General features: G+C 69.9%; 27 protein-coding genes. 11 read left to right on the plus strand and 16 right to left on the minus strand.

The features are described from left to right. Nucleotides 1–16 precede the first annotated feature (16 nt). The gene (locus BWO91_RS03125) at nucleotides 17–1,000 is read left to right on the plus strand and encodes an alpha/beta fold hydrolase (RefSeq protein WP_079003817.1); all 984 of its coding nucleotides are present in this window, start codon (nucleotides 17–19) and stop codon (nucleotides 998–1,000) included. Nucleotides 1,001–1,062: 62 nt separating this feature from the next. Here the strand turns inward: BWO91_RS03125 and BWO91_RS03130 are convergent, their stop codons facing one another. Further along, nucleotides 1,063–2,526 carry an FAD-dependent monooxygenase gene (locus BWO91_RS03130; protein ID WP_079003818.1) on the minus strand — a complete coding sequence of 488 codons (1,464 nt, stop codon included), beginning with the start codon at nucleotides 2,524–2,526 and terminating at the stop codon, nucleotides 1,063–1,065. Nucleotides 2,527–2,667: 141 nt separating this feature from the next. Beyond that, nucleotides 2,668–3,273: a class I SAM-dependent methyltransferase gene (locus BWO91_RS03135; protein ID WP_079001170.1), complete on the minus strand. Its 606-nt coding sequence runs from the start codon at nucleotides 3,271–3,273 to the stop codon at nucleotides 2,668–2,670. A 108-nt stretch (nucleotides 3,274–3,381) separates the two neighbouring features. Here BWO91_RS03135 and BWO91_RS03140 point away from each other — a divergent pair, with 108 nt between their 5' ends. Genes BWO91_RS03140 through BWO91_RS03150 form a run of 3 tightly spaced genes read left to right on the plus strand, consistent with a single transcriptional unit; the run spans nucleotide 3,382 to nucleotide 5,241 of the window. Next, complete coding sequence (locus BWO91_RS03140; protein ID WP_064297095.1) at nucleotides 3,382–3,759, plus strand: GntR family transcriptional regulator; 378 nt, start codon at nucleotides 3,382–3,384, stop codon at nucleotides 3,757–3,759. Next, nucleotides 3,752–4,603, plus strand: coding sequence for an ABC transporter ATP-binding protein (locus BWO91_RS03145; protein WP_167620431.1), 852 nt, complete (start codon nucleotides 3,752–3,754; stop codon nucleotides 4,601–4,603). Before BWO91_RS03140 ends, BWO91_RS03145 begins: the two co-directional genes overlap by 8 nt. Next, complete coding sequence (locus tag BWO91_RS03150) at nucleotides 4,600–5,241, plus strand: ABC-2 transporter permease (RefSeq protein WP_079001174.1); 642 nt, start codon at nucleotides 4,600–4,602, stop codon at nucleotides 5,239–5,241. Before BWO91_RS03145 ends, BWO91_RS03150 begins: the two co-directional genes overlap by 4 nt. A gap of 34 nt (nucleotides 5,242–5,275) precedes the next feature. On the opposite strand, the gene BWO91_RS03155 is transcribed toward BWO91_RS03150, so the two are convergent. Together BWO91_RS03155 and BWO91_RS03160 are read right to left on the minus strand one after the other, a co-directional pair. Beyond that, nucleotides 5,276–6,673 (minus strand): alpha/beta fold hydrolase, encoded by a 1,398-nt coding sequence (locus BWO91_RS03155; RefSeq protein WP_079001176.1) that lies wholly within the window; start codon nucleotides 6,671–6,673, stop codon nucleotides 5,276–5,278. Nucleotides 6,674–6,677: 4 nt separating this feature from the next. After that, nucleotides 6,678–7,874, minus strand: a complete 1,197-nt coding sequence (locus tag BWO91_RS03160) for a DUF418 domain-containing protein (protein ID WP_079001178.1) — start codon at nucleotides 7,872–7,874, stop codon at nucleotides 6,678–6,680. Between the two features lie 46 nt (nucleotides 7,875–7,920). On the opposite strand from BWO91_RS03160, the gene BWO91_RS03165 reads away from it, so the two are divergent. Next, nucleotides 7,921–8,499 (plus strand): TetR/AcrR family transcriptional regulator, encoded by a 579-nt coding sequence (locus BWO91_RS03165; protein ID WP_079001181.1) that lies wholly within the window; start codon nucleotides 7,921–7,923, stop codon nucleotides 8,497–8,499. 16 nt (nucleotides 8,500–8,515) lie between these two features. Here BWO91_RS03165 and BWO91_RS03170 read toward each other — a convergent pair whose 3' ends face one another. From BWO91_RS03170 to BWO91_RS03205, 8 genes are all read right to left on the minus strand, one after another. Beyond that, complete coding sequence (locus BWO91_RS03170; protein ID WP_079001182.1) at nucleotides 8,516–9,727, minus strand: GNAT family N-acetyltransferase; 1,212 nt, start codon at nucleotides 9,725–9,727, stop codon at nucleotides 8,516–8,518. 95 nt (nucleotides 9,728–9,822) lie between these two features. Next, nucleotides 9,823–10,671, minus strand: a complete 849-nt coding sequence (locus BWO91_RS03175) for an Ltp family lipoprotein (RefSeq protein WP_240555661.1) — start codon at nucleotides 10,669–10,671, stop codon at nucleotides 9,823–9,825. A 153-nt stretch (nucleotides 10,672–10,824) separates the two neighbouring features. Further along, nucleotides 10,825–11,964: a 3,4-dihydroxyphenylacetate 2,3-dioxygenase gene (gene hpaD, locus BWO91_RS03180; protein ID WP_079001184.1), complete on the minus strand. Its 1,140-nt coding sequence runs from the start codon at nucleotides 11,962–11,964 to the stop codon at nucleotides 10,825–10,827. A 52-nt stretch (nucleotides 11,965–12,016) separates the two neighbouring features. Then, a complete protein-coding gene (gene hpaE / locus BWO91_RS03185) occupies nucleotides 12,017–13,531 on the minus strand; it encodes a 5-carboxymethyl-2-hydroxymuconate semialdehyde dehydrogenase (protein ID WP_079001186.1) in 1,515 nt (504 codons plus the stop codon). After that, on the minus strand, nucleotides 13,528–14,274 hold the full coding sequence (locus tag BWO91_RS03190; RefSeq protein ID WP_071261785.1) for a GntR family transcriptional regulator: 747 nt from the start codon (nucleotides 14,272–14,274) through the stop codon (nucleotides 13,528–13,530). Before BWO91_RS03190 ends, hpaE begins: the two co-directional genes overlap by 4 nt. Next, nucleotides 14,271–15,767, minus strand: coding sequence for a fumarylacetoacetate hydrolase family protein (locus BWO91_RS03195; protein ID WP_079001188.1), 1,497 nt, complete (start codon nucleotides 15,765–15,767; stop codon nucleotides 14,271–14,273). Before BWO91_RS03195 ends, BWO91_RS03190 begins: the two co-directional genes overlap by 4 nt. 59 nt (nucleotides 15,768–15,826) lie before the next feature. After that, entirely contained in the window at nucleotides 15,827–16,639 is an 813-nt protein-coding gene (locus BWO91_RS03200; RefSeq protein ID WP_079001190.1) for an HpcH/HpaI aldolase family protein, read from the minus strand. Continuing rightward, nucleotides 16,624–17,406, minus strand: a complete 783-nt coding sequence (locus BWO91_RS03205; RefSeq protein WP_079001192.1) for a 2-keto-4-pentenoate hydratase — start codon at nucleotides 17,404–17,406, stop codon at nucleotides 16,624–16,626. The genes BWO91_RS03200 and BWO91_RS03205 overlap by 16 nt, the downstream gene beginning before the upstream one ends. A gap of 157 nt (nucleotides 17,407–17,563) precedes the next feature. On the opposite strand from BWO91_RS03205, the gene BWO91_RS03210 reads away from it, so the two are divergent. Next, entirely contained in the window at nucleotides 17,564–18,937 is a 1,374-nt protein-coding gene (locus BWO91_RS03210) for an MFS transporter (RefSeq protein ID WP_079001194.1), read from the plus strand. 6 nt (nucleotides 18,938–18,943) lie between these two features. Here the strand turns inward: BWO91_RS03210 and BWO91_RS03215 are convergent, their stop codons facing one another. From BWO91_RS03215 to BWO91_RS03225, 3 genes are all read right to left on the minus strand, one after another. After that, entirely contained in the window at nucleotides 18,944–19,642 is a 699-nt protein-coding gene (locus tag BWO91_RS03215) for an IclR family transcriptional regulator (RefSeq protein ID WP_079001196.1), read from the minus strand. A 48-nt stretch (nucleotides 19,643–19,690) separates the two neighbouring features. Continuing rightward, nucleotides 19,691–20,575, minus strand: a complete 885-nt coding sequence (locus BWO91_RS03220) for a TolB family protein (protein ID WP_079001198.1) — start codon at nucleotides 20,573–20,575, stop codon at nucleotides 19,691–19,693. A gap of 66 nt (nucleotides 20,576–20,641) precedes the next feature. Next, complete coding sequence (locus BWO91_RS03225) at nucleotides 20,642–21,214, minus strand: NADPH-dependent F420 reductase (protein ID WP_079001200.1); 573 nt, start codon at nucleotides 21,212–21,214, stop codon at nucleotides 20,642–20,644. A gap of 105 nt (nucleotides 21,215–21,319) precedes the next feature. Between BWO91_RS03225 and BWO91_RS03230 the strand changes: the two genes are divergently transcribed. Then, nucleotides 21,320–21,802: a MarR family winged helix-turn-helix transcriptional regulator gene (locus BWO91_RS03230; protein WP_079001201.1), complete on the plus strand. Its 483-nt coding sequence runs from the start codon at nucleotides 21,320–21,322 to the stop codon at nucleotides 21,800–21,802. A gap of 97 nt (nucleotides 21,803–21,899) precedes the next feature. Beyond that, the gene (locus BWO91_RS03235; RefSeq protein WP_153303369.1) at nucleotides 21,900–22,181 is read left to right on the plus strand and encodes a hypothetical protein; all 282 of its coding nucleotides are present in this window, start codon (nucleotides 21,900–21,902) and stop codon (nucleotides 22,179–22,181) included. A 64-nt stretch (nucleotides 22,182–22,245) separates the two neighbouring features. Here BWO91_RS03235 and BWO91_RS03240 read toward each other — a convergent pair whose 3' ends face one another. Further along, nucleotides 22,246–23,454, minus strand: a complete 1,209-nt coding sequence (locus BWO91_RS03240) for a cysteine desulfurase-like protein (protein ID WP_079001205.1) — start codon at nucleotides 23,452–23,454, stop codon at nucleotides 22,246–22,248. Nucleotides 23,455–23,780: 326 nt separating this feature from the next. Here BWO91_RS03240 and BWO91_RS03245 point away from each other — a divergent pair, with 326 nt between their 5' ends. The 3 genes from BWO91_RS03245 to BWO91_RS03255 all read left to right on the plus strand — a co-directional run bounded on the left by BWO91_RS03245 (nucleotide 23,781) and on the right by BWO91_RS03255 (nucleotide 25,953). Beyond that, nucleotides 23,781–24,275 carry an FBP domain-containing protein gene (locus BWO91_RS03245; RefSeq protein ID WP_079003820.1) on the plus strand — a complete coding sequence of 165 codons (495 nt, stop codon included), beginning with the start codon at nucleotides 23,781–23,783 and terminating at the stop codon, nucleotides 24,273–24,275. Between the two features lie 90 nt (nucleotides 24,276–24,365). Continuing rightward, complete coding sequence (locus tag BWO91_RS03250; protein WP_079001206.1) at nucleotides 24,366–25,244, plus strand: CPBP family intramembrane glutamic endopeptidase; 879 nt, start codon at nucleotides 24,366–24,368, stop codon at nucleotides 25,242–25,244. Between the two features lie 43 nt (nucleotides 25,245–25,287). Continuing rightward, nucleotides 25,288–25,953, plus strand: coding sequence for an IMPACT family protein (locus BWO91_RS03255; protein WP_079001208.1), 666 nt, complete (start codon nucleotides 25,288–25,290; stop codon nucleotides 25,951–25,953). Nucleotides 25,954–25,993: the final 40 nt, after the last annotated feature.

Genomic DNA, 25,993 nt, shown 5'->3' on the forward strand with positions numbered 1-25,993 from the left:
CTTGTACGCTGGGGGCATGTCGAGGATCGAACGCAAGCGTCGCAAGCGGAGTGTGCGGGTCGATCGCGTGTACGACGGCGACGTCTACGTCCGGGTCAACTCCGTGGGATCCAGTGGCGACCGCTCCTTCATCCTCATCCCGGGCATCGGTGTCTCGTCCACCTACTTCGAACGCCTGGCGCCGCACCTCAACGAGTTCGGGCCGGTGCACGCGCTCGACCTCCCCGGCTTCGGCGGGGTGCCGCACCCCTCGTCGACGCTCACGATCCGCGAGTACGCGGACCTCGTCGGCCGGGTCATCGACGAGCTCGATCTCAAGGACCCGATCATCGTCGGCCACTCGATGGGCAGCCAGGTGGTCAGCGACCTCGTCTCCCGTCGTCCTGAGCTGTCCACCCTCGTCCTCATCGGCCCGGTCGTCGTGCCCGGTCAGCGCCGGGTGCTCACCCAGGCCGTCCGCTTCCTGCAGTCGAGCTGGCACGAACCGCTCACGGTGAAGGTGCTCGCCGTCAGCGCCTACGTCTTCTGCGGCTTCAAGTGGTTCTCTCGGGTTCTGCCCCAGATGCTCAGGTATCCGATCGAGGAGGCCCTGCCGAAGGTGCAGGCGCACACGCTCGTGATCCGCGGCGAGTACGACGCCGTCGCACCGCGCGAGTGGGTGGAGCGGGTCGGAGAACTCCTGCCCTCCTCGCGCCTCTGGGAGATCCCTGGCGCAGCGCACTCCGTCATGTACGCGCACGCGGAGGAGGTCGCCAAACTCTGCGTCGACCACGCCAGACGCACGGTGGCGGACGGTGACGACGACCGGCTCCGGGTCTACCCCGAGGACTCGGACGGGAGCGACGACTCCGAGCCGGAGGCACCGCAGCCGAAGGCGGTCATCCAGGCTGTGCAGGGGCGCATCGAGGAGACGATCGGGATCGTCACCGACGACGACGACCGTGTGGCCGAGGGGAAGTCGCAGGTGGCCGACGCGGTCGCCTCCATCGACCACGACTGAGCGCTCGCTGAGATGCGGCGGATCGTCGCTCAGCCGCGGGCCGGGCGACGAACCGCCTCACCTCACCGCGTCGGTTCACCGAACCAGCGCCGGAGGGCCGGCTCGAGCGGCTCCCGCCCGTCGGCCAGCCAGACCACGTGTCCGTCGGGGCGCAGAAGCACCGCCGTGGCCGAGAGCCCCGGGGTCGTGGTGGCGACCCGGTCGACGCGGTCCGCCCAGCCGGTGACGTTGTGGGTCCCGGTCCGGTCGAGCAGGAGTCCGCGACCCTCGTGCAGGAGCGTGAACAGGCCCGTGCCGTCGGCCAGGGGGAGGTCGTGGAGCCGTCGACCCAGCAGCGACCCCTCGTCCGAGCCGCTGTCCACCGTTGTACCGGGACCTCCGACGTCGTATCGGATGCCGGTGGACGCGATCCGCTCGCCCAGGAAACGGGCCACGTCGTCGAACCGCATGAGCTCCGAGAACAGCCGACGCACCGCCAGCGGGCCGGGGTCGGGGGACAGGAGGACGCTCTGCGCGCGGGTGAGCGTGAGGACGTCGTCGGCGACCGGGCGGCGCTCCGTCGCGTAGGTGTCGAGGAGGTCGGCCGGTGCCCAGCCTGCGAGCTCGGCTGCCAGTTTCCATCCGAGGTTGAACGCGTCCTGGATCCCGAGGTTGAGGCCTTGCCCGCCGAGGGGCGGGTGCACGTGGGCGGCGTCGCCGGCGATGAGCACCCTGCCGACCCGGTAGCGCTCAGCGAGTCTCGTCGCATCGGTGAAGCGCGACAGCCAGCGTGGGGAGTGTGCGCCGAAGTCGGTCCCGGCGAAGCGTTCGAGCCGGGCCCGGAACTCCTCGATCGTGGGCGTCGCGAGGCGTTCGTCGGCGGGGGCGTCGGCGGGCGCCACCGCGCGGAAGAAGCCGTCGGACACCGGCCCGATGCCGAAGCCACGGTGCGTCTTCCGGACCTCGTCGGCGATGGCGGTGACCTCGTCGGCCGGGAGGGTGACCTGGATCTCCCCGAGGATCCACTCGGTCTGCGCGGACTCGCCGGGGAAGCCGATGCCGAGGATCTTCCGAACGGTGCTCCGCCCGCCGTCGCACCCGACGAGCCACCGTGCCCGCAGGCGCTCACCCTCGTCCAGCTCGACGGTGACCCCGTCGTCGTCCTGTTCGAGGCCGACGAGTCCGCTCCCGCGACGCAGCTCGGCACCGAGCTCGACCGCGCGCTCGGTCAGTAGTCGATCGGTGACCGGCTGCGGGAGACCGAGGACGTAGTCGTGCGCGGTGTCGAGCGGCACGGGTCGCGGCGGGACGATGCCGGCGAAGTGACCGGCGGCGCCCGGGTACTGCGTGCCCTCGGCGAGGAACCGGTCGAGGATGCCGCGCTGGTCGAGGATCTCGATGGTCCGCGGGTGGAGGCCCAACGACCGTACGGCAGGGCTCGGCTCGGCGTCCCGTTCGATGACGAGGACATCGACGCCGTGGAGCCGGAGTTCGGCTGCCAGCATCATGCCGGTCGGTCCGCCACCGCTGATGATGACGTCATGCATGAGGACCCCGTTCTCGTGGTCGGAGGCGACCGCGGCCACCCATTCTGGAGGCCGGAGGGGGTCTTGCGGCAAGCCCCGGTGCGCGGCGTACGCTGGAACTGCAGCGGCACTGAGATGCGGCGGATCGGGCGACGAACCGCCTCACCTCACCGGGTCGGCTCGCCTGGCCAGGATCGCTCCGTGCGGTCGTTGATCGAGGCTCGTCCTGGTGTGCGTCTCGATGACCTCGAAGCCCGCTCGGCGCACGTGCTCGGCCAGTTCCGTGATCGGCCAGCGATAGGCCGTCGCCACGGCATGGTCGAACGCTTCGACCGATGGCCCCTCGAAGCAGCCGATCAGGAGTCCACCTCCCGGCCGGAGCACGCGAGCGAGTTCCGCGAGCGGTGTCTCGATCGTGTCGGGGCGGTGGTGGATCAGCGAGTACCAGGCGAGGACGCCGCCCACCGAGCCGGTCTCAGCGTCGAGGGTGTCGAGGCTGCCGAGGTCGAACCGGGTCTCCGGGTGCTCGACGCGGGCATGCGCGATGAACTCGGGGACCAGGTCGATGCCGCGGATGTCGAGGCCGCGCGAGGCGAGGTACGCCGTCCACTGTCCCGGGCCACAGCCGGCGTCCAGTGCGGGACCGGCGATCCGGTCGGCCCAGGAGGTCACGAGCTGCCGGTCCGACGGATGCACCGAGGCCATCGTGCCCAGCAGCTTCGCGTACTCGGTGGACCGTCGGGTGTAGGCGTCTCGGACGGTGCTCATGGCTCCACCGTAGCGAGCACGCGGCACGCTTCGCCGTCGGGATGGAGAGGCGGGCCTCGCGGTTCCGCATGCCAACTGTTATGGTGTTTATAAACAGATGGAGGTGCCATGGGCGTCGTGATCTCGAACAGTTCGGGAACACCGATCTACGAACAGATCGAGACCCAGTTGCGCGCGTCGATCCTCGCCGGGGAGATCCCCGTCGGGCAGACGCTCCCGTCCCTGCGGCAGTTCGCGGCGGATCTCCGGGTGAGCGTCATCACCGTCACCCGGGCCTACAACGATCTCGTCGCCGAGGGCTTGGTGCGGAGTGAGCACGGACGCGGGTTCGTCGTCCTCGACGTCGACCCCGAGACGGCGAGCACCCTCCTGCAGTCGCGGGTCGACGAGGTCATCAGCGAGCTCGTCATCGCGGCTCGGCATGCGCGTCTCAGTAGGACCGACATCCAGACACGACTCGAACAGAGGTGGAGTACCGATGACTGACAAGATCCTTCGCATCGACGGATTGCGCGTCCAGCGGCGATCATTCGCCGTCGACGACGTCTCCTTCGCGGTCGAACGCGGCACCGTGACCGGCCTCGTCGGACCCAACGGGGCCGGCAAGACGACCACCATCCGTGCCCTACTGGGCCTGCTGACCCCCGACGCCGGCGACATCGAGGTGCTGGGGCAGCCGGCCGGTTCCCCGAGTGCGCTCGCACGCATCGGCGTCGTCCTCGACCAGCCGACCGCGGCTCCGGAGTGGCGTGTCGCATCGATCGGCCGACGGCTCAGCCCGTTCTACCCGGAATGGGATCAGCGGCGGTTCGAGTCGTTGCTCGACCGCCTCGGGGTGCCCCACGAGCAGCGGGTCAGCGAGCTGTCCCGCGGGCAGGGCGTGAAGCTGTCGCTGTCGACCGCACTCGCGCAGCAGCCGGAACTCCTCATCCTCGACGAGCCGTCCAGCGGCCTCGACCCGGCTTCCCGGCGCGAGATCGGGGACCTGATCCGCGAGTTCATGGTCGACCCCGAGCACGCGGTGCTCTTCTCGACGCACATCACGACGGATCTCGACGAGCTCGCCGACGACCTGCTCGTGCTCGTGAACGGCCGGGTCGCCTACGACGGACGGTTCGCCGACACCGTCGACGAGTTCGCGATGGTGCGGGGCGCGGGAGCGCCGCCGACCGGCGAGGTGCTCGGGCTCGAGCGGCGCGGGGAGCAGTGGTCCGCGCTCATCCGGACGACGCAGATGGCGGAGTTCGGACCGGAGACCGTGATCGACCCGGCGAGCGTCGACGACATCGTCATCCACCTGGCAGCAGCACACGGGAAGGCTTCCGCATGATCGGCTCATTCATCCGCTTCGACCTGACCTCCTGGCTGCCGCGGCGGCAGACGCTCCTCCTGCTCGGCTTCGTCGCCGTCGTCGGGATCCTGCTCCCCGTGCCCGGCATGGCGATCATGGGCGCGGCGATCGTCACCTCGCTCATGATCGCCGCGCCGTTCCTCGGCGACGAGCGCGGACGCCTCGACACGCTCTACGGCATTCTCCCCGTCTCGCGGTCCACCATCGTGGTGGGACGGGCCGGCTCCATCGTCGTCTTCGCCCTGCTCGCTTCGGCGATCGCCTTCGCCGTGACCGTGCTCATGGCCGGCGTGCGCGGCGCCTCACTCGACTGGGGCCTCCTGCTCGTGATCCAGGCCGTCGCGGTCGCCTTCGTCGGGCTGTCGGCCAGCATCCAGTTGCCGGTCCTGTTCCGGATCGGATACACGCGCGGCCGACTGATCAGCTACGCCCCTGCGCTGGCGATCGCAGGCCTCGCCTGGCTCGCGCAGGCGATCGGCGTGCTGGACGGCGCGCAAGAGGCCGCCACCGGTGTTCCGCTCCCGCTCGTGGTCGGCCTCGGACTCGCGCTCGGCGCCGTCGGGATCGTCGTCGGCGTCCTCGTCGCCGTGCCCCTGTACCGCAAGCGCGAACTCTGAGCAGTCACGGCATCCGTCCCGGGCGTTCCCGGCGTCACAGCGTCGTCAGGAACGCCCGGATGTCGTCCGCGAGGAGCTCGGGCTCCTCGTGCGGCGCGAAATGGCCGCCTCGGGGCATCGTCGTGAACCGCCGCACGTCGTAGCTCCGCTCGGCCCAGCTGCGCGGCGGACTCGCCAGGTCGTGCGGGAAGAGCGCGACCGCGGTCGGCACCTCGACCCGGTCGACACGCGTCGTGATCCCGGTCGCGGACTCGTAATACGGGCGGAGCGACGTGCCGATCGCGTTCGTGAACCAGTAGACGGAGGCGAGCGTCGCGAGGTACTCGTCGCTGAACCGGGACGGGACGTCGCCGCCGCAATCGCTCCAGGCCCGATGCTTCTCGAGGATCCATGAGAGCAGGCCGACGGGGGAGTCGGACAGCGCGGGAGCGAGCGTGAGCGGACGGGTGTGGTGCTGATGCTCATACGCACCCTCCTCGGCGTCCCAGGCATCGACCCGGGCGAGATGCGCCCGCTCCTCCTCCGTGAGCGTCTCAGCGTCGACCTCGCGCGGTGCAGCGACCGCGAGGAGGTGGATGCCGGCGACCGCCTCGGGATGCGCCTGCGCGAGCCGAGAGGTGATTCCGGATCCGAGATCGCCTCCGTGCGCGGCGTACCGGGCGAAGCCGAGGTGGTCGTGCATGAGCGTGTGCCACAGCTCGTGCGTCTGGTCGCCGAAGCTCGGCCGTTGCGGTGAGAACGGCAGTCCGGGCAGTGCGGGCACGATGACGGTGAAGGCGCTCGCCGGGTCTCCGCCGTACCGGGACGGTGTCGCGAGGCGCCTGGCGAGTCCGACCAGTTCGAGGGCGGTGCTCGGCCATCCGTTCGTGAGGACGACGGGGATGCCGCCCGGGGCCTCGGCGTCGAACCGGAGGTAGGTGATCGCGGCCCCGCCGATCTCGGCGCGGTGCCACGGCAGGGCGTTGATGTCCCGCTGCTGTGCCGCCCAGTCGAAGTCGTCCGCCCAGTAGGTGACGAGCCGCCGAAGCTCGTCCTGATCGGTGCCGGCCTCCCAACCGGCGGTCGGCCACCGGTCAGGCCAGCGCATGTCGTGGAGTCTGCGGCGGAGGTCCGCGAGGTCATCGTCGCCGACGTCCAAGACGGCCTGGCCTGCTGGCGATCGGGTCACCTGGTAGCGGCGTTCGATGCCCGCGGTCGCACGCCCCCACTCGCTGGACGCGACGCGGGCCTGGTGTGCTGCGAACGACTCGTCGTCTTCGAAGACCTCGGCGACGTCCCAGACGAGCGGGTCGTCCGTCGGCGTCACCTCGAACGACACGCATCCCGGTTCGGCGCGGGTGAGAGCGATATGCTCCGGCAGATGGGTCTCGACGACCGCCACGTCGGTCGGTGTCGCGCAGATCAACTGGCCGGTCAGGTGCACGGTGGTCATGGTCTCACCGTAGCGAGGGTCGGCCCTCCGGCCGCTTCGACCCGAGCTCCGCGCCGCGTTTCCAGAGCCATTCAACGGGGCCGAGTGCGAACCGTCGGAGCCAGAGGTGGGCGAAGCCGGTCACGAGCGCGGCGATGACGACGAACGCAGCCACGGTGATCGGGACACGCCAGGCGGTCGTGTGTTCGGCGAGGCCCAACCCCCAGCCGTAGAAGAGCGCGCCGCCGAGGAGGTTCTGCAGGAGGTAGGCGCTGAGCGCGACCCTCCCGAGTTCGCGCAGGCGTACGGCGATCCAGCCATCGGTACCGAAGCGACGACAGAGCTCGACGGTGGCGCCGAGGATGCCGAGCGCCACGAGCGGCGCGGCCAGGTAGCGTTCCGCGAGGAGTCCTGCGGTGCCGCCCGAGATCCCCAGGAGCAGGTCGACCGGCAGCGCGCAGGCACCGACGATCATCAGGCGGCGTCGGAGTCGACCGCCGGTCTCCCCGAAGACCCCGGCTTGGAAGAGGTGTGCGCCGGCGAGGAACATCGCGAGCGTGAGGAACCCGATCAGCACGGGCTCCGCGCGGAAGACCCCCACGTTCTCGAGTCGGAAGGCCGCCAGGCCGAGGAACGAGTCAGTGGCGTACGGGCTCGGTCCGGCGGGGAGGGAGAGGTCGCCCGAGATCGTCGGCGTCGTGGCGATGAACGCGACGATCGCGGTGATGAGGAGGACGTGCAGCGCCCCGAAGGCGGCGATCATGGCGCGCTGGGCGCGGGGCCTCGTGAGCAGGAGCCAGGCGACGATGGCGCCGGTGACCGCATAACCCATGAGGACGTCGAACTCCGCGATGAGGACGTAGTTCACGGCACCGTCGATGAGGAGCAGGGTGGCGCGCCACAGGTACCGGCCCGGCCAGCGCTGCTCGCGTCGGCGTGCCGCGGCGTGCTGGATCGCGAGTCCGGCGCCGAACATCAGGGTCAGCAGAGCGAGGAACTTGCCCTGAGTGAGTGCCATGAGGGCGAGCTGGATCGTGCCCGCCGCGGGGCCGGTCTCCGGCGTCACCGGGGCCGAGAGCATGCCGACCATGCCCCAGGGGTGCGAGAACAGCCAGATGTTGGTGCCGAGCGTGCCGAGGATGGCGAGTCCGCGGACGACGTCGAGTGCGGCGATCCGTCGGTTGCTCGGACGCGACGGTGGCAATACGCTCGTATTGGTCATGAGATGACCGTACCCTGTCGAGTGGGCGACGGCGAAAGCGGAGGCGATGACCGAGCAGGACACGAACAGGGATCGGATCCTCGATGCACTGCTGCGCATCATGGCGTCGCGCGGAGCCGATGCCCTGACCATCCGCACCGTCGCTGGCAAAGCCGGGGTCTCCGTCGGCGCGGTCCAGCATCACTTCCCGACGAAGGACCGACTGGTCGTCGCGGCGATGACCGAGGTCAACGAGCGGTTCCGTCGGCGCGTGGCGGCGCGGCTCGAGGCCGTGGCGTCCGAGGAGGAGCGACTTCGGATCTTCTGTCGTGAGATCGCCTGCATCGAGGGCGACGACCTGACCGATGGGATCGTCTGGGTCGCCTTCGCCGCGCGGGCGAGCACGGAGACCGAGGTGCGAGCGATCCACGCCGTCGACTGGGCCCGCACCGAGGAGGTCCTCCTGCGGCTGCTCGTCGCAGCGTTCCCTGACGACAGCTTGGCTGCGGACGATGCGGCACTCCTGCTCGCGGTGCTCGACGGCATCGCGGTCGCGCGAGCGGCGGAGCAGTCGGACCGGATGACCCCGGAGCGGGCGGAACGGCTCATCGCCGCGACGCTCCGGGGCCTGCGCCGAGCGGGCTGAGTCGCGAAGATCCTGCTCAGTCGACGTCCAGTTCGAGTTCGACGAGATAGCCGACCAGTCGGGGTTCGACCTCGCCGGGTGGTGGCGGGCCGGCCGTCTGCGCCGCTCGAGCGGCAGCTTCCGCCGCCTGCGCCGCTGCGCGTGCCGCGGCCGCAGCTGCCTCTGCCGCTGCTTGGGCGTCGGGGTGATCGATCCCGCGCGTGAGCGGGATCCGCGGTGTCTCCTCGACGATGGGCGGTCCGGGCACGGTCTCATGGTGGGTGACGTCGTCGGAGACCGCTACGCCGATGTACACGCCGCTGCCTGGTGGCCCAACGAGGCGCCTCGCCGCGGGCAGAACTCCAAGCGGCAACGGTGCTCGCTTGGTGTGGACGCGGCGCGAGGGGATCGAAACCCTCGACAGCTTCGCCAGCCTGCCCGTCAGCCGCTGCGGTGCGGCGTCCTCTTCGTGGTGCATCTCGACACCGTCGATCCGCGCCGTCAGATCCGCCCCGATCTCCTCGGTCAGCCAGGTCCGCTGTCCATCGTCGACGGGCCAGACCGAGAAGGTCACCGGTTGGCCGGTTTCCAAGGGTCCGCCGCAACAGTCCCACTCCCACGGGCTGAGCCAGAGCGTCCGCCGGGTCATCCGCGCCGACGCCGGGTCGGCGGACCGCAGGCGCGAAACCAGCTCGGTCGTGGGTGCGGACAGGACGCGGAGGGCTATCGCGTCGCCAGGCATCGGTACGCGACCGAGTTCGCTGAGCCCCCAGCGGTGGTACATCGACGCGGCGTCGGTCGCGCGCTCGTAGACGCCGATGAAGGTCGTCGACTCGGTGCGCTCCTGCAAGACCGCAGCCAGGCACCCGCGGGCGATCCCACGTCCGCGCTGATCCTCCGAGACGGCGAGCTCGTGGACGACGACGGCGTCCACCGGACGCGCGATCGCAGTCGAAGTAGTGCTGCTGGAGTCGGCCAGTTGCGCCAGGATGCCGAGCCAGGCGGGGTCGGCGTCGAGGCCGTGGGCGAGCGCGAAGCCCACGATCCGGCTGTCGACCGTGGCGATCACGAGGCGCCCGCCGCGGTGCCCGAGATGCTCCGGGCCCCACTGCCGGATGGTCGCGAGATCGATCGCGTCCTCGTTGTACGGCTCGGCGGTGAACGCCGCGACGAACAGCTGCGTGACCTGACCCCACACGCCGTCGGGTGCGGATCCGGCGAAGGAGGTGTAGCCGACCGGGCTCATCATCCAGCCAGCATAGGGAAGTGGCAGTGCATCGAGCCCGCGAAGTGAGGCAGATCGTCGCACGCACAAGACTTGAGCGACGATCTGCCTCACCTCAGTCAGTCGTTGAGGTGCAGGATCGCGTAGTCGGCCTCTTCGGGCGTGAACTTCTCGCCGTACTCGCTGGTCAGCTGGTCGCGGATCGCTTCGGGCGACATCGACATGGTCTCCTGGTAGGACTTCGCCTTCGCGAGCGCGTTCGCGTTGTAGTCGGCCTGCAGGTTGTCGACGGCGTACTGGCCCGCCTCTGGTGAAAACTGTTCGCCGTATTCGGAGGTCAGCTGGTCGTAGATGCCGGCCTTACTCATGTGCATGAGGTCCGAGTAGCTCTTCGCCTTGATCAGCGCGGACTGGTACTCGACGGGCACCGCGGGTGCAGCAGGAGCTGCGGGAACCGGAGTCTCGGCGACGGGCGCAGTCGTCTCGACCGGCTTGGCCGCTTCGTCGGCCGGCGTCGAGGTCTCCACGATCGCAGCAGGCTTGTCATCGGACACACTGTTCACCGCTGCGCCGATTCCGACGAGGGTGCCGAATGATGCGATGGTCGCGACGGCTCCGAGGATGAGACCGGTGACCGCGAGCCCCTTGGACTGTCGCTTCTGCAGTGCGAGTACCGCCAGGACGATCGCCGCGATTCCGACGAGTGCACCGGCGACGGGGATGAGGCCCATGAGGAACGCGACGATACCGACGATCAGGGCCGCGATCGCGAGCCCTGCCGAAGTCGAACGCGGCGGTGTCTGCTGTGGAAGCTGACCGTACGGCTGCTGGCCGTAGGGCGGCGGTGCCGTGGTGTCGGTGTACTGGGCCGTCGGTGCGTACGGGTTCGTGTAGGGCGCGGTCGGCTGCTGTGCGTATGCGGGGTCGGGCTGCTGTGAGCCGCCCCCCAGCGGTTCTGATGTGGTCACGATCTGAGCATGGCAGTCGAGCGACCGACTTCCGAGAGTGGTGTTGCCCCCAGTGCAGGGGTGATTCGGGAGGTTCCCCCTAGCCCGGTTCATTCGCCCATCTTTGGGCGAGCGAGTACTGGGTCGCCCAAAGATGGGCGAATGAACCGAGGCCTAGAGGGTGTTGCCGAGCTTGAAGCCCTGCGCCTCGTCGCCCTTGCGGGTGTAGGAGAAGCCGTCGGCGCCGATCGTGACCTCGAGCTCGGAGTCGTCGGACCTGGAGACCACCGGCTTCGGCTCGCCGTCGAGGTCGAGCACGAGCGACGCGTCCGTGTACCAACTCGGCACGACGGCATTGCCCCACCAGTCGCGACGCTGGTTGTCGTGCACGTCCCACGTGACCACCGGGTTGTCGGGGTCGCCCGTGTAGTAGTCCTGGGTGTAGATCTCGATCCGGTGGCCGTCGGGGTCGCGGATGTACAGGTAGAACGCGTTCGAGACGCCGTGTCGTCCGGGGCCGCGCTCGATGACGTCCGACATCCGCAGCGCGCCGAGCTTGTCGCAGATCGCGATGATGTTGTGCTTCTCATGCGTCGCGAACGCCACGTGGTGCATGCGCGGTCCGTCACCGCCCGTCATCGCGGTGTCGTGGACGGTCGGTTTCCGCCGCATCCACGCCGCGTACGTCGTCCCGGCCTCGTCCTGGATGTCCTCCGTGACGCGGAACCCGAGGTCCTCCATGTACGCGACCGCCCGCGGCACGTCAGGCGTCACCTGGTTGAAGTGGTCGAGCCGCACGAGCGCACCCGGCGTGTACAGGTCGTAGCGCCACGCCAACCGCTCGACGTGCTCCACGTCGTAGAAGAACTCGACGGGGAACCCGAGCGGATCCTCGACGCGCACCGAGTCGCCGATGCCCTGCACATACCCCTCGGCACGACGCTCCACCCGGCACCCGAGCTCCGTGTAGAAGGCGACCGCGCGGTCGAGGTCCTCAGGACTCCGCACCCGGTAGCTGAACGCCGCGACCGCCGCCACCGGCCCCTGCCGCAGCACGAGGTTGTGGTGGATGAACTCCTCGAAGCTCCGCAGGTAGACGGTGTGCTCATCCTCCTCCGTGACCACGAGGTCGAGCACGTCGACGTAGAACTTCCGGCTCGCGGCGAGATCCGTGACGACGATCTCCATGTACGCACAGCGGAGGATGTCAGGCGGGGTGGCGGCGGGTGTCGGGATGCGGTTCACCGGCACGGGGATCGGGTCGGTGGCGGTCACGACGGGCTCGGCCGATGACGGGGTGATGGGGTTCGACATGATCTGCGTCCTTGCTGATCTCGGTTGCTGGGTGGAGGTCGACCGGGAGCGGTCAGTGCGCGGCCTGCAGCGGCCCGCCCGTGCCGAAGCGCGGGGAGTGCGCCTGGTTCAGCGTGATGTGCACCGCCTGCTGGTCGGTGTAGAAGTCGATCGAGCGGTAGCCGCCCTCGTGACCCAGCCCCGACGCCTTCACGCCGCCGAACGGCGTGCGGAGGTCGCGCACGTTGTTCGAGTTCAGCCACACCATCCCGGCCTGCACGTTCTGGGAGAAGGTGTGAGCCCGCTTGAGGTCGTTCGTCCAGATGTACGCGGCGAGCCCGTACTTCGTGTCGTTCGCGAGGGCGAGCGCCTCCTCGTCGGAGTCGAACGGGGTGATGGCGACGACCGGCCCGAAGATCTCCTCCTGGAAGATGCGGGCGGTCGGCGGGACGTCGGCGAAGACCGTCGGCGCGACGTAGTTGCCGGTCGGGAATCCCTCGGGGCGACCACCACCGGCGACGAGGCGGCCCTCGGTCTTGCCGATCTCGACGTAGCCCATGACCTTCTCGTAGTGCTCGGGGTGCACGAGCGCGCCGACCTCGGTGGCCGGGTCGCTCGGATGTCCGACGACGATGTTGCGGGCACGTTCGGCGTAGCGCTCGACGAAGTCGTCGTAGACACTCCGCTCGACGAGGACGCGGCTGCCGGCGGTGCAGCGCTCACCGTTCAACGAGAACACCCCGAACACCGTCGCGTCGAGGGCGTCGTCGAGGTCGGCGTCGGCGAACACGATGGCCGGTGACTTGCCGCCGAGCTCCATCGAGAGCCCCTTCAGGAACGGCGCGGCGTTCGCGAAGATGAGCTGACCGGTGCTGCTCTCGCCGGTGAACGAGATGAGCGGCACGTCCGGGTGCTTCACGAGGGCGTCGCCGGCGTCCTCGCCGAGCCCGTTCACGAGGTTGAACACGCCGTCGGGCACGCCGGCGTCGCGGAAGATGTCCGCCCACAGGCTCGCCGAGAGCGGGGTGAACTCCGCCGGCTTCAGGACGACCGTGTTGCCGGTCGCGAGGGCCGGAGCGAGCTTCCAGCTCTCGAGCATGAACGGCGTGTTCCACGGCGTGATGAGCCCCGCGACACCGATGGGCTTGCGGTTGACGTAGTTGACCTGCCGCCCCGGGACCTTGTAGGTGTCGTCGTGCTGGGCGACGATCAGATCGGCGAAGAACCGGAAGTTCTCGGCGGCGCGCTTCGCCTGACCGAGCGCCTGCGTGATCGGCAGCCCGGTGTCGAAGCTCTCCAGCTCCGCGAGGCGGGCGTCCTGCGCTTCGACGGCGTCGGCGACCCGGTGCAGGATCCGGCTGCGCTCGCGGGGGAGGAGCCGCGGCCACGGACCCTCGTCGAAGGCGCGCTTGGCTGCGGCGACGGCGAGGTCGATGTCGGCCTGCTTGCCGGCGGCGGCCTGGACGTAGGTCTCGTTCGACACCGGGTCGAGGACGTCGAAGGTGTCGCCGTCGACCGAGTCGACGAACGCGCCGTCGATGTAGTGCCGGATACGGTCGGGCAACGCTGCCGGAACGTGCTGGGTCATGGGTGGTTCCTCCGGTCGGTGGTGGACGGCGGTGACGACGGCGGGCGGGCCGTGGTGGGCGGCTGGTGCTCCGCCTGGTACGCGAGCATGGCGTCGAGGGTCGCGGTGCGGTGGTCGCGGGCGGCGATCTCGATCTCGAGCGGCTGCGCGCCGGCGGCGATGAGTTCGAGGATGCCGTCGTGCTCTGCGACCGACTCCCGCGCGCGGCCGGGCACGAAGCTGAACGTGGAGTCGCGGAGCGCGTTCAGCCGCCGCCAGCCGCGATGGACGAGGTCGAGGACGTGCGGGTTCGGGCACTCCTCGAAGAGGACGGTGTGGAACTCCAGGTTCAGCGCCGTGAACGCGTGCGGGTCGAAGTCGTCGAGCGTGCGGCGCATCCGCTCGTTGATCTCGCGGGCGCGGGCCAGGTGGTCGTCGGTGAGGTAGGCGGCGCTCATCGAGGTCGCTGCGCCCTCGACGAGGGCGAGCGTCTGCATCGTGAAGAGGTACTCGGTCTCGTGCAGCATCGCGACCTGCGCGCCGACGTTGCGCTCGAACGTCACGAGCCCCTCGGCCTCCAGCCGCCGGATCGCCTCGCGCACCGGGACCACGCTGATGTCGAGCTCACCGGCGATCTGGCCGAGCACCAGCCGGTACCCGGGGACGAAGCGCCCCTCGTCGATGGCCTCGCGGATGAACCGGTAGGCGCGCTCGGACTTGCTGAGCGACGCTTCCTGCCCGGTCGTCGGGTGCGGTCCGCTCATCGTCCCTGCTCGCTCTCGTATCGCGTCCGCCACTCGGCGTTCAGCGGGAAGAGGCCGTCGACCGCGGCACCGCCACGGACCTGCTCGGCGATCCAGGCGTCCTCCGCCTCCTGCACGACCCCCTCCGCGGCGACCTCGACGGCGAGCGCCCGGGGGATCGCGATGACGCCGTCACCGTCCCCGACGATCACGTCGCCGGGCAGGACCGTCGCCCCGCCGCAGGTGACCGCGACGTCGATCTCCCACGGCACATGGCGGCGCCCGAGGACGGACGGGTGCGGGCCCTGTGAGAAGGTCGGCAGGTCGAACGCCGCGACCTGCTCGGCATCGCGGATGCCGCCGTCGGTGACGACCCCGGCCGCTCCGCGCTGCTGCGCCCGAAGTGCGAGGACGTCGCCGACGGTGCCCGTGCCGCGCTCGCCGCGTGCCTCGATCACGATGACCTCTCCGGCCTCGACGGTGTCGAAGACACGCTTCTGCGCGTTGAAGCCGTTGCCGCGCTCGGCGAAGAGGTCGGGCCGGTAGGCGACGAAGCGGAGGGTGCGGGCCACACCGACCATGCGCGTGCCCGGTCGCGAGGCGTGGACGCCCTCGATGAAGACCTCGGTGTACCCGCGAGCCCGCAGCTTGGCGCTGAGTGTCGCCGTCGAGACCGAGGCGAGCTGTTCGGCGACCGCGGGGTCGAGCGGTTCGGCGGGCGATGCAGCGGTGGGAGGCTCAGTCGGTGCAGGCAGACCTGCCGCCGCAGCGTCCCCCCAGGCCTCGATCCGCTGATGGTCGTCGACGGCCGGCTTGGCGCCGAACCCGCCGAAGGGCTCGGTGCCCTCGACGACCGTCGTCACGAGTCGACCGCTCGTCGGGGTGCCTGGTGCGGTCGGTGCGTCGACCTCGACCTCGATGACGTCGCCAGGCACGACGACGGAGGAGCCGGCGGGTGTGCCGGTGAGGATGACGTCGCCGGGCTCGAGCGTCGAGAGCTGCGAGAGGTCGGCGATGAGCTGGGCGAACGGGAAGAGCAGCGTGTCGCTCGTGTCGTCCTGGACCACGACACCGTTGACCCAGGTGCGCACGCGGAGGGCGGCCGGATCGATCTGCTCAGCGGGGATGACGGACGGGCCGAGCGGCATGTAGCCGTCGCCGCCCTTCGAGCGCAGGTTCGACCCCTTGTCGGCACTGCGGAGGTCGTAGAGCCCGAAGTCGTTCGCCGCGGTGACGCCCGAGACGTGCTGCCAGGCGTCCTCGACGCGGACGCGGCGGGCCGCGGTACCGATGATGATCGCGATCTCGCCCTCGAAGGCGAGCAGTTCCGCGCCGGCCGGGCGCTCGATGGTGCCGCCCGTGCTCGAGACAGAGGACCACGGCTTGAGGAAGTACGAGGGGTGCTCCGGCGTGCGGCCGCGCTGGGCCGCCCGTGACGGGTAGTTGAGGTGGACGGCGATGATCTTGCCGCCCCCGCTGTTCGGGAGACCTTCGATGCTCTGGTGGCTGCTCATCACACGTCCTCGTCGTCGGTATCCAGAATCGTATACGATCTGGACGCAGTGGGAAAGGGTCAGTACCCGTCGCTGCGGCTCGTATCACTCCGGCCGTCGATGAAGCGCTCCGCCAACTGCTCGGATGCGCGGGCGAGGAGCGACACATCCGCACCGACGAGGACGAAGGACGCCCCGCGGTCGAGGTAGTGCTCGGCCATGCCGGGGTCGAAGGCGTTCACGCCGGCCGACTTCCCCGCGGCGGCGGCGGCATCGAGCACCCGCTCGACAGCGCTGACCACGGTGGGGTGCCCCTGCTGACCGAGCAGTCCGAGCGACGCCGAGAGGTCGGCCGGACCGACGAACACCGCGTCCACGCCGTCGACCGCGAGGATGTCCTCGACCTGCTCGACCGCCTCCGCCGACTCGATCTGCACCGTGAGCGACACCGAATCGTCCGCCTGCGCGAGGTAGTCGTCGATCCGGTTCCAGCGGGAGGACCTCGCGAGCGCGCTGCCGACCCCACGGACGCCCTGAGGCGGGTAGCGCACGGCCTGCACGAGCGCCGCCGCCTGCTCGGCCGACGACACCATGGGCACGATGAGGTTCTGCGCCCCGAGGTCGAGCACCCGCTTGATGACGACCGCGTCGCCGAACGGCACCCGCACCAGCGGACACACCGGGAAAGCGGCGACCACCTGCAGCTGCAGTTGGATGCTCTCCAGGGTGTTCGCCGAGTGCTCGCCGTCGATGAGGAGCAGGTCGAGGCCGCTGCCCGCAGCGATCTCCGCCGCGATCGGGCTCCCCGACACCACCCACATCCCGACGAGGGGTCGGTCCGCGGTGCGCAGGCGCTCGCCGAAGGTCGGCGGCAGGGTCATTCGAATCGGCATGTCACGGCTCCCAGTCCCTGGTATTCGGCGTGGACGGTGTCGCCCCGTTCGACCCACATCGGTCTCGTGAACGACCCCGACAGGATGATCTCCCCGGCGGCGAGACTCCCGCCGTGCTGGGCGAGCTTGCCCGCGAGCCACGCGACGCCGAGTGCCGGGTGCCCGAGGACGGCGCCGGCGACCCCGGACTCCTCGATGGTCTGGTTTCGGTAGAGCAGGGCCGAGACCCATCGCGGATCGATCGCGTCGGGGCGGACGGGCGTTCCGCCGAGCACCATGGCGCCGAGGGCCGCGTTGTCGGCGATGGTGTCGACGATCGTGCGACCGTCGAGTTCGATGTGGGAGTTGAGGACCTCGAGCGCGGGGACGATGTGGTCGGTCGCGTCGAGCACCTCGAAGATCGTGCAGTGCGGTCCCTGCAGCGGGCGTCCGAGGACGAACGCCAGCTCGACCTCCACGCGGACGTTGGAGTAGGCGTCGAAGTCGAGCGTCGCGCCCGAGTCGAAGACCTGGTCGTCGAGGATGACGCCGTAGTCGGGTTCGGAGATCCCGGTGGCCTGCTGCATCGCCTTCGAGGTGAGACCGATCTTGTGGCCGACGACGCGCCGACCTGCGGCGACGCGGCGTTCGGCCCAGAGCGCCTGCACGGCATAAGAGTCCTCGACGGTCATGTCCGGGTGCCGGGCGGTGAGGAGGGGGACGACGCTCCGCTCCTCGTGCGCCGCCGCCAGCTCGTCGGCGATCGCCTGTCGTTCGTGATCCTGCATCGCGTCCCGTCCTCATCTGCGTCGACTGCGGCCTGCGATCACGATACGGTGCGTCGTCGTCGACTGCCTCTTGCGCGGTGAGCACGATTGTATACGATGTGGTGTACATTCTGGCGGTCCAATGGCGGGCCGCGACGGACAAAGGGGTCTCGAGACAATGACAACCGCATCACTGGCGCGAGCGACGACGCCCGCGGAACTCCGGCGCGTGGCCTTCGCCACCGTCATCGGCACCACGGTCGAGTGGTACGACTTCTTCCTCTACGCGAGCGCCGCCGGACTCGTCTTCTCGCAGCTCTTCTTCCAACCGGCAGGACCGCAGGCCGCGCTGTTGCTGTCGTTCGCGACCGTCGGCGTCAGTTTCCTGTTCCGGCCGCTCGGCGCGTTCGTCGCCGGGCACTTCGGCGATCGCATCGGCCGGAAGAAGATGCTCGTCATCACGCTCTTCCTCATGGGAGCTGCCACGACGCTCATCGGTCTGCTGCCGACCTACGACCAGATCGGGATCATCGCCCCCGCCCTGCTCGTGTTCCTCCGAATCCTGCAGGGGTTGTCGACCGGCGGCGAGTGGGGCGGCGCCGTCCTCATGGCCGTCGAGCACGCGCCCACCGGCCGCCGCGGCCGGTTCGGGGCGTTCCCGCAGATCGGCGTCCCGATCGGACTGCTCCTCGCCTCCGGCATGCTCGCCCTCATGACGGGCGTGATCTCGCCCGGCGCGGCGTTCCTCGAGTGGGGCTGGCGGTTCCCGTTCCTGCTGAGCTTCGTCCTGATCATCGTCGGTTACGTCGTGCGACGGAAGGTCGACGAGAGCCCCGTCTTCGTCGCCCTCGCCCGCAACAAGGAGCGTCGCCGGGTCCCGATCGTCGAGCTCTTCCGGCACCACTGGCTGCTCGTGCTGCTCGCGGCGCTCACCTTCGCCGGCAACAACGCCGCCGGCTACATGACCACGGGCGGCTACATCCAGAACTACGCGACGACGCCGCTCGCCGACGGCGGCCTGGTGGGTATGGAGCGGACACCGGTCCTGCTCGCGGTCACCGGGTCGGCCATCGTCTGGCTGATCGTCACGTGGTTCGCGGGCTCGCTCTCCGACCGGATCGGCCGACGCAACACCTACATCATCGGCTGGGTCGCGTTCCTGGCCACCGTCTTCGTGCTCTTCCCGCTCGTGAACACCGGTGACCCGTGGCTGTTGTTCCTCGGGCTCGCGCTGTTCACGATCGGCAACGGCTTCACCTACGGGCCGCAGGCGGCGTACTTCGCCGAGCTCTTCCCCGCATCGATCCGCTACACGGGCGTCTCGGTCACCTACGCGATCGGCGCCATCCTCGGCGGAGCGTTCGCCCCGACGATCGCGACCTGGCTGGTGCAGGTCACGGGGTCGTCGACGAGTGTCGCGTTCTACATCGCCGGCATGATCGTCATCGCCTTCGCGGCGACCCTCCTCCTTCGCGACCGCACGGGCATCCCGCTCGGTGGCGAAGCGGAGGACGAGCAAAGCCGTGGTCAGGTCTACGGCGCGCGGAGGTAGCCGCGGTCAGACCGACGACGCGATGGTCGCGGCCCCCTCGATGAGGCGGGCCGCGATGTCGGCTTCGGAGCGGCTGCTGGAGACGTAGACGACCGCGAGGGCGCCTGCCGGCGAGCCGTGCACAGCGAGTGGGACCGCGACGGCGCGGAGACCGGTGATGACCTCGTCGTGGCTCGACGCCCAGCCGTGTTCGCGGACCGCTGCCAGCTCGGCGCGGTGGTCGTCGTCGAGGGTGTCCGGCCACTGCGCCTCGGAGAGGCGGGACGCGATGGCCTTGCCGGGCGCGCCGACACCGACCGGGTGCCGGGTGCCGGGTCGCTGCGCGATCGACCCCATCGTGTGCCGTGGCTCGACGCCGACGAGCGTGACGATCTCGTCGCCGTCCAGCACGGTGAGGAAGCAGGTCATGCCGAGCTCGTTCGCGATGGCCGTCAGCTCGGGCAGGGCGGCGGCCTGCAGATCGTGGGAGACACCGGCGGCGAGGGCTGCCAGGCGCGATCCGAGTGCGATCCGTCCCGTACCGTCGCGGACGACCAGGCGGTGGTCTTCGAGCGTGCGCAGGAGCCGGTAGGTGACACTCCGGTGCAGGCCGAGCGTCGCGCTCAGGGTGTCGATCGTGAGCGGGGTGCGCGCGTCGGCCAGGACCTCGAGGATCCGGATGCCGCGTGAGAGCGTCTGGGAGTGGGCGCTGCTGGCATCGGTCACGCTCCGACAGTACCGACTGACGGCCCGCGCGCCCGGAGTTCCGGTGCCTCAGTCGTCGATCGGGTAGGCGACGAAGGCGAACCGTGAGCTGTCGGGGGACCAGCTGTTCACGTTGAGGGTGCCCTGCCCGCCGAACAGTGGGTAGCGACGGAGCGGGGTCGCCCAGTCGTCGGTCGAAACGAGCCGGACCTCGACGTCGAGGTCGGCCGGGTGCCCGATCGTGCCGGCGGGGAAGGCGATGTACGAGGCCAGTCGGGCGTCGGGGGAGAGGTGCGGGAACCAGTCGACGGTGTCGCTCACGACGAGCTGCTCGAGCTCGCCGCCGGCGTCGGGGATCCGCGCGAGCTGCGCATGGCCGGGGCCGGTGCCGAAGTGTTCCGTGTTGCAGAACAGCCATCGGCCGTCGGGCGACCATTCCGGACCGTCGAGGTGGCCGTCGCCGGTGTCGAGGACGGTGACGGGGCCGCCGCCCTCGACCGCCGGAGCGATCGCGAGTCGACCGGGGTGCTCGAAGCCTTCGAGCTCGACGTACGCGATCCGCGTGCCGTCCGGGGAGACGCCGTGGAGGAAGTGCCACCGGTCGTCGTCGGCGGTGAGCTTCGTGACCGGCCCGCCGGTGATGGCGCCGCGGTAGATGTGACCGTCCATCGCCGAGAGGAGGATGTGCTCGCCGTCGGGGTCGAGGACGTGGTCGTTGTTGAGTTCGGGGAGGCCGAGGAACTCGATCGGCGCGAGCCCGGCGGTCGGATCGTCGACCGGGAGCGCCCAGAGCCGCCCGTTGCCGTTGAGGAGCAGCGTCCGGCCGTCGAGCGACCAGTTCGGTGCTTCGACGAGGAGCTCGTCGGTCTCGAAGAGGAGCACGGGCGCATCATCGTGCGGCCCGCCGAGCAGGATGCTGGAACGCTGGCCGGGGGCGAGGGTGCGGAAGGTCATGCGCCCATCGTCCTCCAGTCCGTCGTGATCCGGGAGGATCGTTCCTCCCGGATCACGATCCGATGGCTACTTGACGAGCGCGAACCCCGCGGTCCAGGAGATCTTCTCCGAGGCCGCCAGCGTGAGCTGCAGGAAGCCGATCGCCTCGAGTTCGTGGGCGCGCTTCAGCGACCCGGCGTCGACGGCCTCGAGGCCTCCGGCGGTCACGAGCTGCTGGAGTGCGGCCTTGGCGTCGGCGTCGTCCCCGGCGATGAGGACCGTGGTGGCCACGTCGCCGACCTGCTTCGATGCGAGGGTCGCGGCGAAGTTCGTGTTGAAGGCCTTGAGGACGTGGGAGCTCGGGAGCTTCGCCTGCAGTTCCGCTGCAGCCGAGCTGCCCGCGGGGACGGTGAGGGCGTCGAAGGTCGAGAAGTCGAGGGGGTTGGTGATGTCGACGACGACCTTGCCCGCGAGCTGGTCGGCGTACTGCTCGACGATCGTCGCGAGGGCGGGGTAGGGGACCGCGAGGACGACGACGTCGCCGGTGATGGTGCCGGTCTCGGCCGACCCGAGGTGGTCGACGGAGGCGCCGCCTGCTGCGAGGACGCCGGCGATGGCGCTGCCCATGTTGCCGGTTCCGAAGATGGTGACGTTCGTCATGACGATGCTCCTTCTCGTGGCCGCCTGGTCACGGGTCAATTGGTTGTTGGTACAACTAACGTAACACCGGTTAGTTGTAGGCGCAACTATTGCTACGCTGGAGTCATGACCGAGACGCGATGGCTGAGCGACGACGAGCAACGCTCCTGGGTGCGCTTCGCCGCGGTGCTCGAACTCCTGCCGGCCGCGCTCGACCTCCAGCTCACGCGGGACGAGCACCTGACGCATTTCGACTACTTCACGCTCGCGATGCTGTCCGAGACCCCGGGCCGCACGCTGCGCACCTCGGCGCTCGCGGCACGGACGAATGCGACGCTGCCCCGCTTGTCGCGGGTGCTGACGCGCTTGGAGGAGGCCGGCTTCGTGGCGCGGACACCGTGCCCGGAGGATCGACGGGCGACGAACGTGACGCTCACCGATGCGGGCTGGGACAAGGTCGTCCAGGCTGCGCCGGGCCACGTCGAGCACGTGCGATCCCTGGTCCTCGACGCACTGACGCCGGCGCAGATCGAGCAGCTCGGCGAGATCTCCGCCGCCCTCCTGACGAAACTCGACCCAGACGGACGGATGTTCGCCAGCGAGGCCTGATCTCCGTCACCTGGGGGATTCGCGGCGCTCGAGGGCTGCGTAGCGTGGGGCTCGACGTCGCGGACACCACCGAGCGCGACGCGGATCGGAGCGAATGATGACCGGATCGACGCAGCCCGAACCTGCACCATACGGGGACGAGGCGCCCCAGGGCGGTCCCGCCGCGGCGGAGCCCGAATCGACGCCTCCGCCCACGTCACTCAACGGTCAGACGACCTCGGTCTGGTACTTCGTCGGTGCGACGTTCCTCTTCGCCGGGCCCCTGATCTTCGGTGTCGACGACTTCGGGTTCTTCCGGATCATCACCCTCGTCCTCGGGGCGGTCGTCATGGTCGCCGGGTTCGTCGTGCTGCGACGCGAGAGCGGCAAGCGGTCCTGAGAGCGCTGACGCCGGGTCGGTCCGCCAACCGTTCAATCGGCGGGCCGTTCAATCGGCGAGCCGTTCAATCGGCGAGGAAGGCCCTGATGCCGTCGAGCAGGCGGTCGACGTCCTCGTCCGAGGTGTACGGGGCGACGCCGACGCGGAGGCCTCCGACGTCGTCGAGGCCCAGCGCCGCGAACGGCTCGATCGCGTAGAACGAGCCGGCCGGTGCGAGGACGTCGCGAGCGGCGAGGAAGGCGGCCGCATCGGCTGCACGCCTGCCGGGGAACGTCATGAACAGCGTCGCCGTGCGTTCTGCGGCCCGCGAGTGCAGCTCGACGAGCGGGCCGAGCTCCGCGAGGGCGCCTTCGATGCGGGTGCGCAGCGCGAGTTCCCGTTCGTGGACGGCTGCGGCGGAGGCGACCAGACGGTCGCGTCTCGTCGTGGCGTCACCGGGGTCGATCGACGCGAGCACGCCGATGGCCGCCGTCACGCCGCCCATGAGCTCGTAGGGCAGCGTGCCGAACTCGAAGCGCTCCGGCACACCGTTCGTCGACGGCAGCAGCTTGTCCGGGTGGATCGACTCGAGCAGCGCCGGCGACGCGGCGAGGACACCGCAGTGCGGCCCGAAGAACTTGTACGGCGAGCAGACGAAGAAGTCGGCATCGAGGGCCTCGACGTCGACGACGTGGTGCGCCGTGTAGTGGACGCCGTCGACCCAGACGAGCGCGCCGACCGCGTGCGCCCGATCGGCGATCGTCCGCACCGGCGGGATTGTGCCCAGGAGGTTCGACGCAGCGGTCACGGCGACGAGCCTCGTCCGTTCAGTGACGAGGTCGTCGAGGTCGGCGAGGTCGAGCTCGCCCGTCGCCGGGTCCAGGTCGATCCAGCGCACGGTCGCGCCTGTGCGGTCCGCCGCCTGCACCCACGGGCGCACGTTCGCGTCGTGGTCGAGTCGGGACAGGACGATCTCGTCGCCGGCGATCCAGCCGCGCGACAGATGCCTGGAGAAGTCGTACGTGAGCTGGGTCGCGCTCCGACCGTAGACGATGCCCCGCTCCTCCGCGGCGAGCAGGTCGGCGCACGCTGCGCGGAAGGCGGTCACGGCGTCGTCCGCCCGACGCTCGGACGCGACCGACGAACCCCGGTTGGACAGTGGCCCGGTGAGGGTGTCGAGGATGGCCTGGCCGACGGCGAGCGGCGTCTGGGTGCCGCCGGGGCCGTCGAAGTGGGCGATGCCCGAGGCGAGGGACGGGAACGCGGTGCGGAGGAGGGCGACGTCGAGGGTCATACGTCCATCCTGCCGCGCCGGGAGGCAGAACGTGCGGATCGCGGGAGCGAGCGCGCTACCGCTTGATACAGTGCCGGTGTGTCCATGCTCATCGCTCCGCCCCGTGTCGGGCGTCTGGAGGTCGTCGGCGTCCGCAACGCCGGCCCGAGAGAGCGGTCCATCCGGTCGACCACCTCGCCCACCCGGTGAGGACGTCGGCCTCGTCCATCGCGCTCGTCCGAGCGACGACGACGGGGCCGCGCACCCTGACGTACCCGCCGCAGCGCATCGACGCGCGGAGGGCTTCCCGCCGTCTCCCCGACGGCCCAGCCGAAACCGGTGAACCCATGATCCCCCTGAACGAATCCCAGATCCGTGCCTCCTTCGTCAACGCATCGCGCAAGGAGGTCAGTGACGTGAGCCTTCCCGTCGACCTCGACGCGATCGACTTCGAGGTGCGTGACTTCCTCGGCTGGCGCGACAAGAAGCTGCCGCGACGCGCGTACGTGGTCACGATCGTCGACGGCGAACCCGTCGGCATCCTCCTCCGACAGGCCGACGCGACACCCCGCACCCGGCCGCAGTGCGCGTGGTGCCAGGACATCACGCTCAGCAACGACGTCGTGTTCTACAGCGCGAAGCGGGCCGGGCAGGCCGGCAAGAACGGCGACACCGTCGGCACGCTGGTCTGCGCCGACTTCCAGTGCTCGGCCAACGTGCGGAAGCTGCCACCGCTCGCCTACGTCGGTTTCGACGCGGAGGCGGCCCGCCAGGAGCGCATCGCGACGCTCGGCGTCCGTGCCGCCTCCTTCGCCTCCTCGGTCCTGAACGGCGTCGGTTGAGCTCCTGAGTCGCCCGGATCTGCACGAATTGCGGCCGGCTCCGCGCAGATTCGGGCGACTCAGTCTGGTGCTCCGTGGTTGGATCGATGCATGGGCGAGCACAGGGGTCACGAGCACCGACGTCAGCGGACGCTCACCACCAGCGGATGGCATGACTTCTGGGCGAAGGGCGGGATCGGCCGGGCGTTCCTGCTGGCCATCGTCTACCTCGCCCTGTACCTCGGGGCCGGCTGGGTCGTCGGGCAGCTCTTCACATCGCAGATCGGTGAGAACCTCTTCGCGACCCCGCAGAGCGTGTTCTTCGGGCTCATGCTGCCGCTCATCGTCGGTTCCCTCGTCCTGGCCGGGTTCGTGCTCTCGGTCGGCTGGTTCCGGGAGCTGTTCGCGAAGCAGCCGATCCGCGGACGCTGGTGGATGTGGGCCGCTCCGATCGTGATCCTCGCCGCGGTCGTCCTGCGGTTGCTCGGCATCGACTACGGGAGCTACGAGGGTTCTGTGGTCGTGGTCGCGATGCTGTCCGGCGTGTTCATCGGGTTCGCCGAGGAGATCCTGACCCGCGGACTGGTCGCGAAGATGCTGCGCGACGCCGGGAGTTCGGAGTGGATCGTGATGGTGATCTCCTCGCTGGTCTTCGCGCTGCTGCACGCCTCCAACCTCCTGTCGGGCCAGCCGGTCGTGACCGTGCTCGTGACCGTCGTCTACACCTTCGGATTCGGCGTGTGCATGTACCTGACGCTCCGGGTGACCGGCAACCTCATCTGGCCGATCCTGATCCACGGACTCTACGACCCGACGCTCTTCCTCTCGACCGGTGGGATCGACCACGCGGGAGCGGCCGCCGGTCAGAGCGTGTTCCTGGCGATCGCCGGTCCGGCCAACCTGCTCATCATGCTCGTGGCCGTGATCGGCTTGATCTTCGTCCGTGGGCACGTGCAGGCCCACCCGGCCGACGACGTGCTGCGGCCGTAGGCCGAACGGGTCTCGTCGACCGGCCACCAGTACGCTCGGACGGATGACCACCGCGCGGCAGTACCCGGCGACGATCGCCGCGCCGGTCGAGCACGAACTCGTGATCAAGAAGTCGCGCTTCCTCGGCCTCGCCCACCCGGTCGCGTCGCCGGAGGACGCGGAAGCGGTGATCGCGCGGGTGAAGAAGCAGGCGTGGGACGCGCGACACCACTGCGTCGCGATGGTCACCGGGCTGCTCGGCGACCAGGCCCGCTCGTCCGACGACGGTGAACCGTCCGGCACGGCGGGGATGCCGATCCTCGAGGTCATCCGGCGGCGCGAGCTGACCGACGTGGTGGTCGTCGTCACGCGGTACTTCGGCGGCGTCAAACTCGGGGCCGGTGGGCTCGTCCGCGCGTACTCCTCGGCGGCCTCCGAGACGCTCGACCTCGCCTCGCTCGTGCGCCGTGAGACTCTGACCCGCGCGACCCTCGTCGTCCCCCACGCCGACGCCGGGCGGTACGACAACCTGCTGCGCGATTGGGCCGCTACCCACGGTGCGACGCTCGGTGAGCCGGTCTACGGGGCGCAGGCTGAGCTGGAACTGTGGGTGCCGCCGGCGGAGCTCGAGCGGCTCCAAGCGGACGTCGCTTCGGCCTCCAACGGTTCGCTCGTCGTGGCCGTCGGGGAGGAGCGCGTCGTCGACGTCCCCGCCGGCAGACCTCGCTGAGTCGCCCGGATCTGCGCGAAATCCGCCGGATTCTGAACAG

Origin of the sequence: Plantibacter flavus (assembly GCF_002024505.1) — a bacterium.
Lineage (GTDB): Bacteria > Actinomycetota > Actinomycetes > Actinomycetales > Microbacteriaceae > Plantibacter > Plantibacter flavus_A.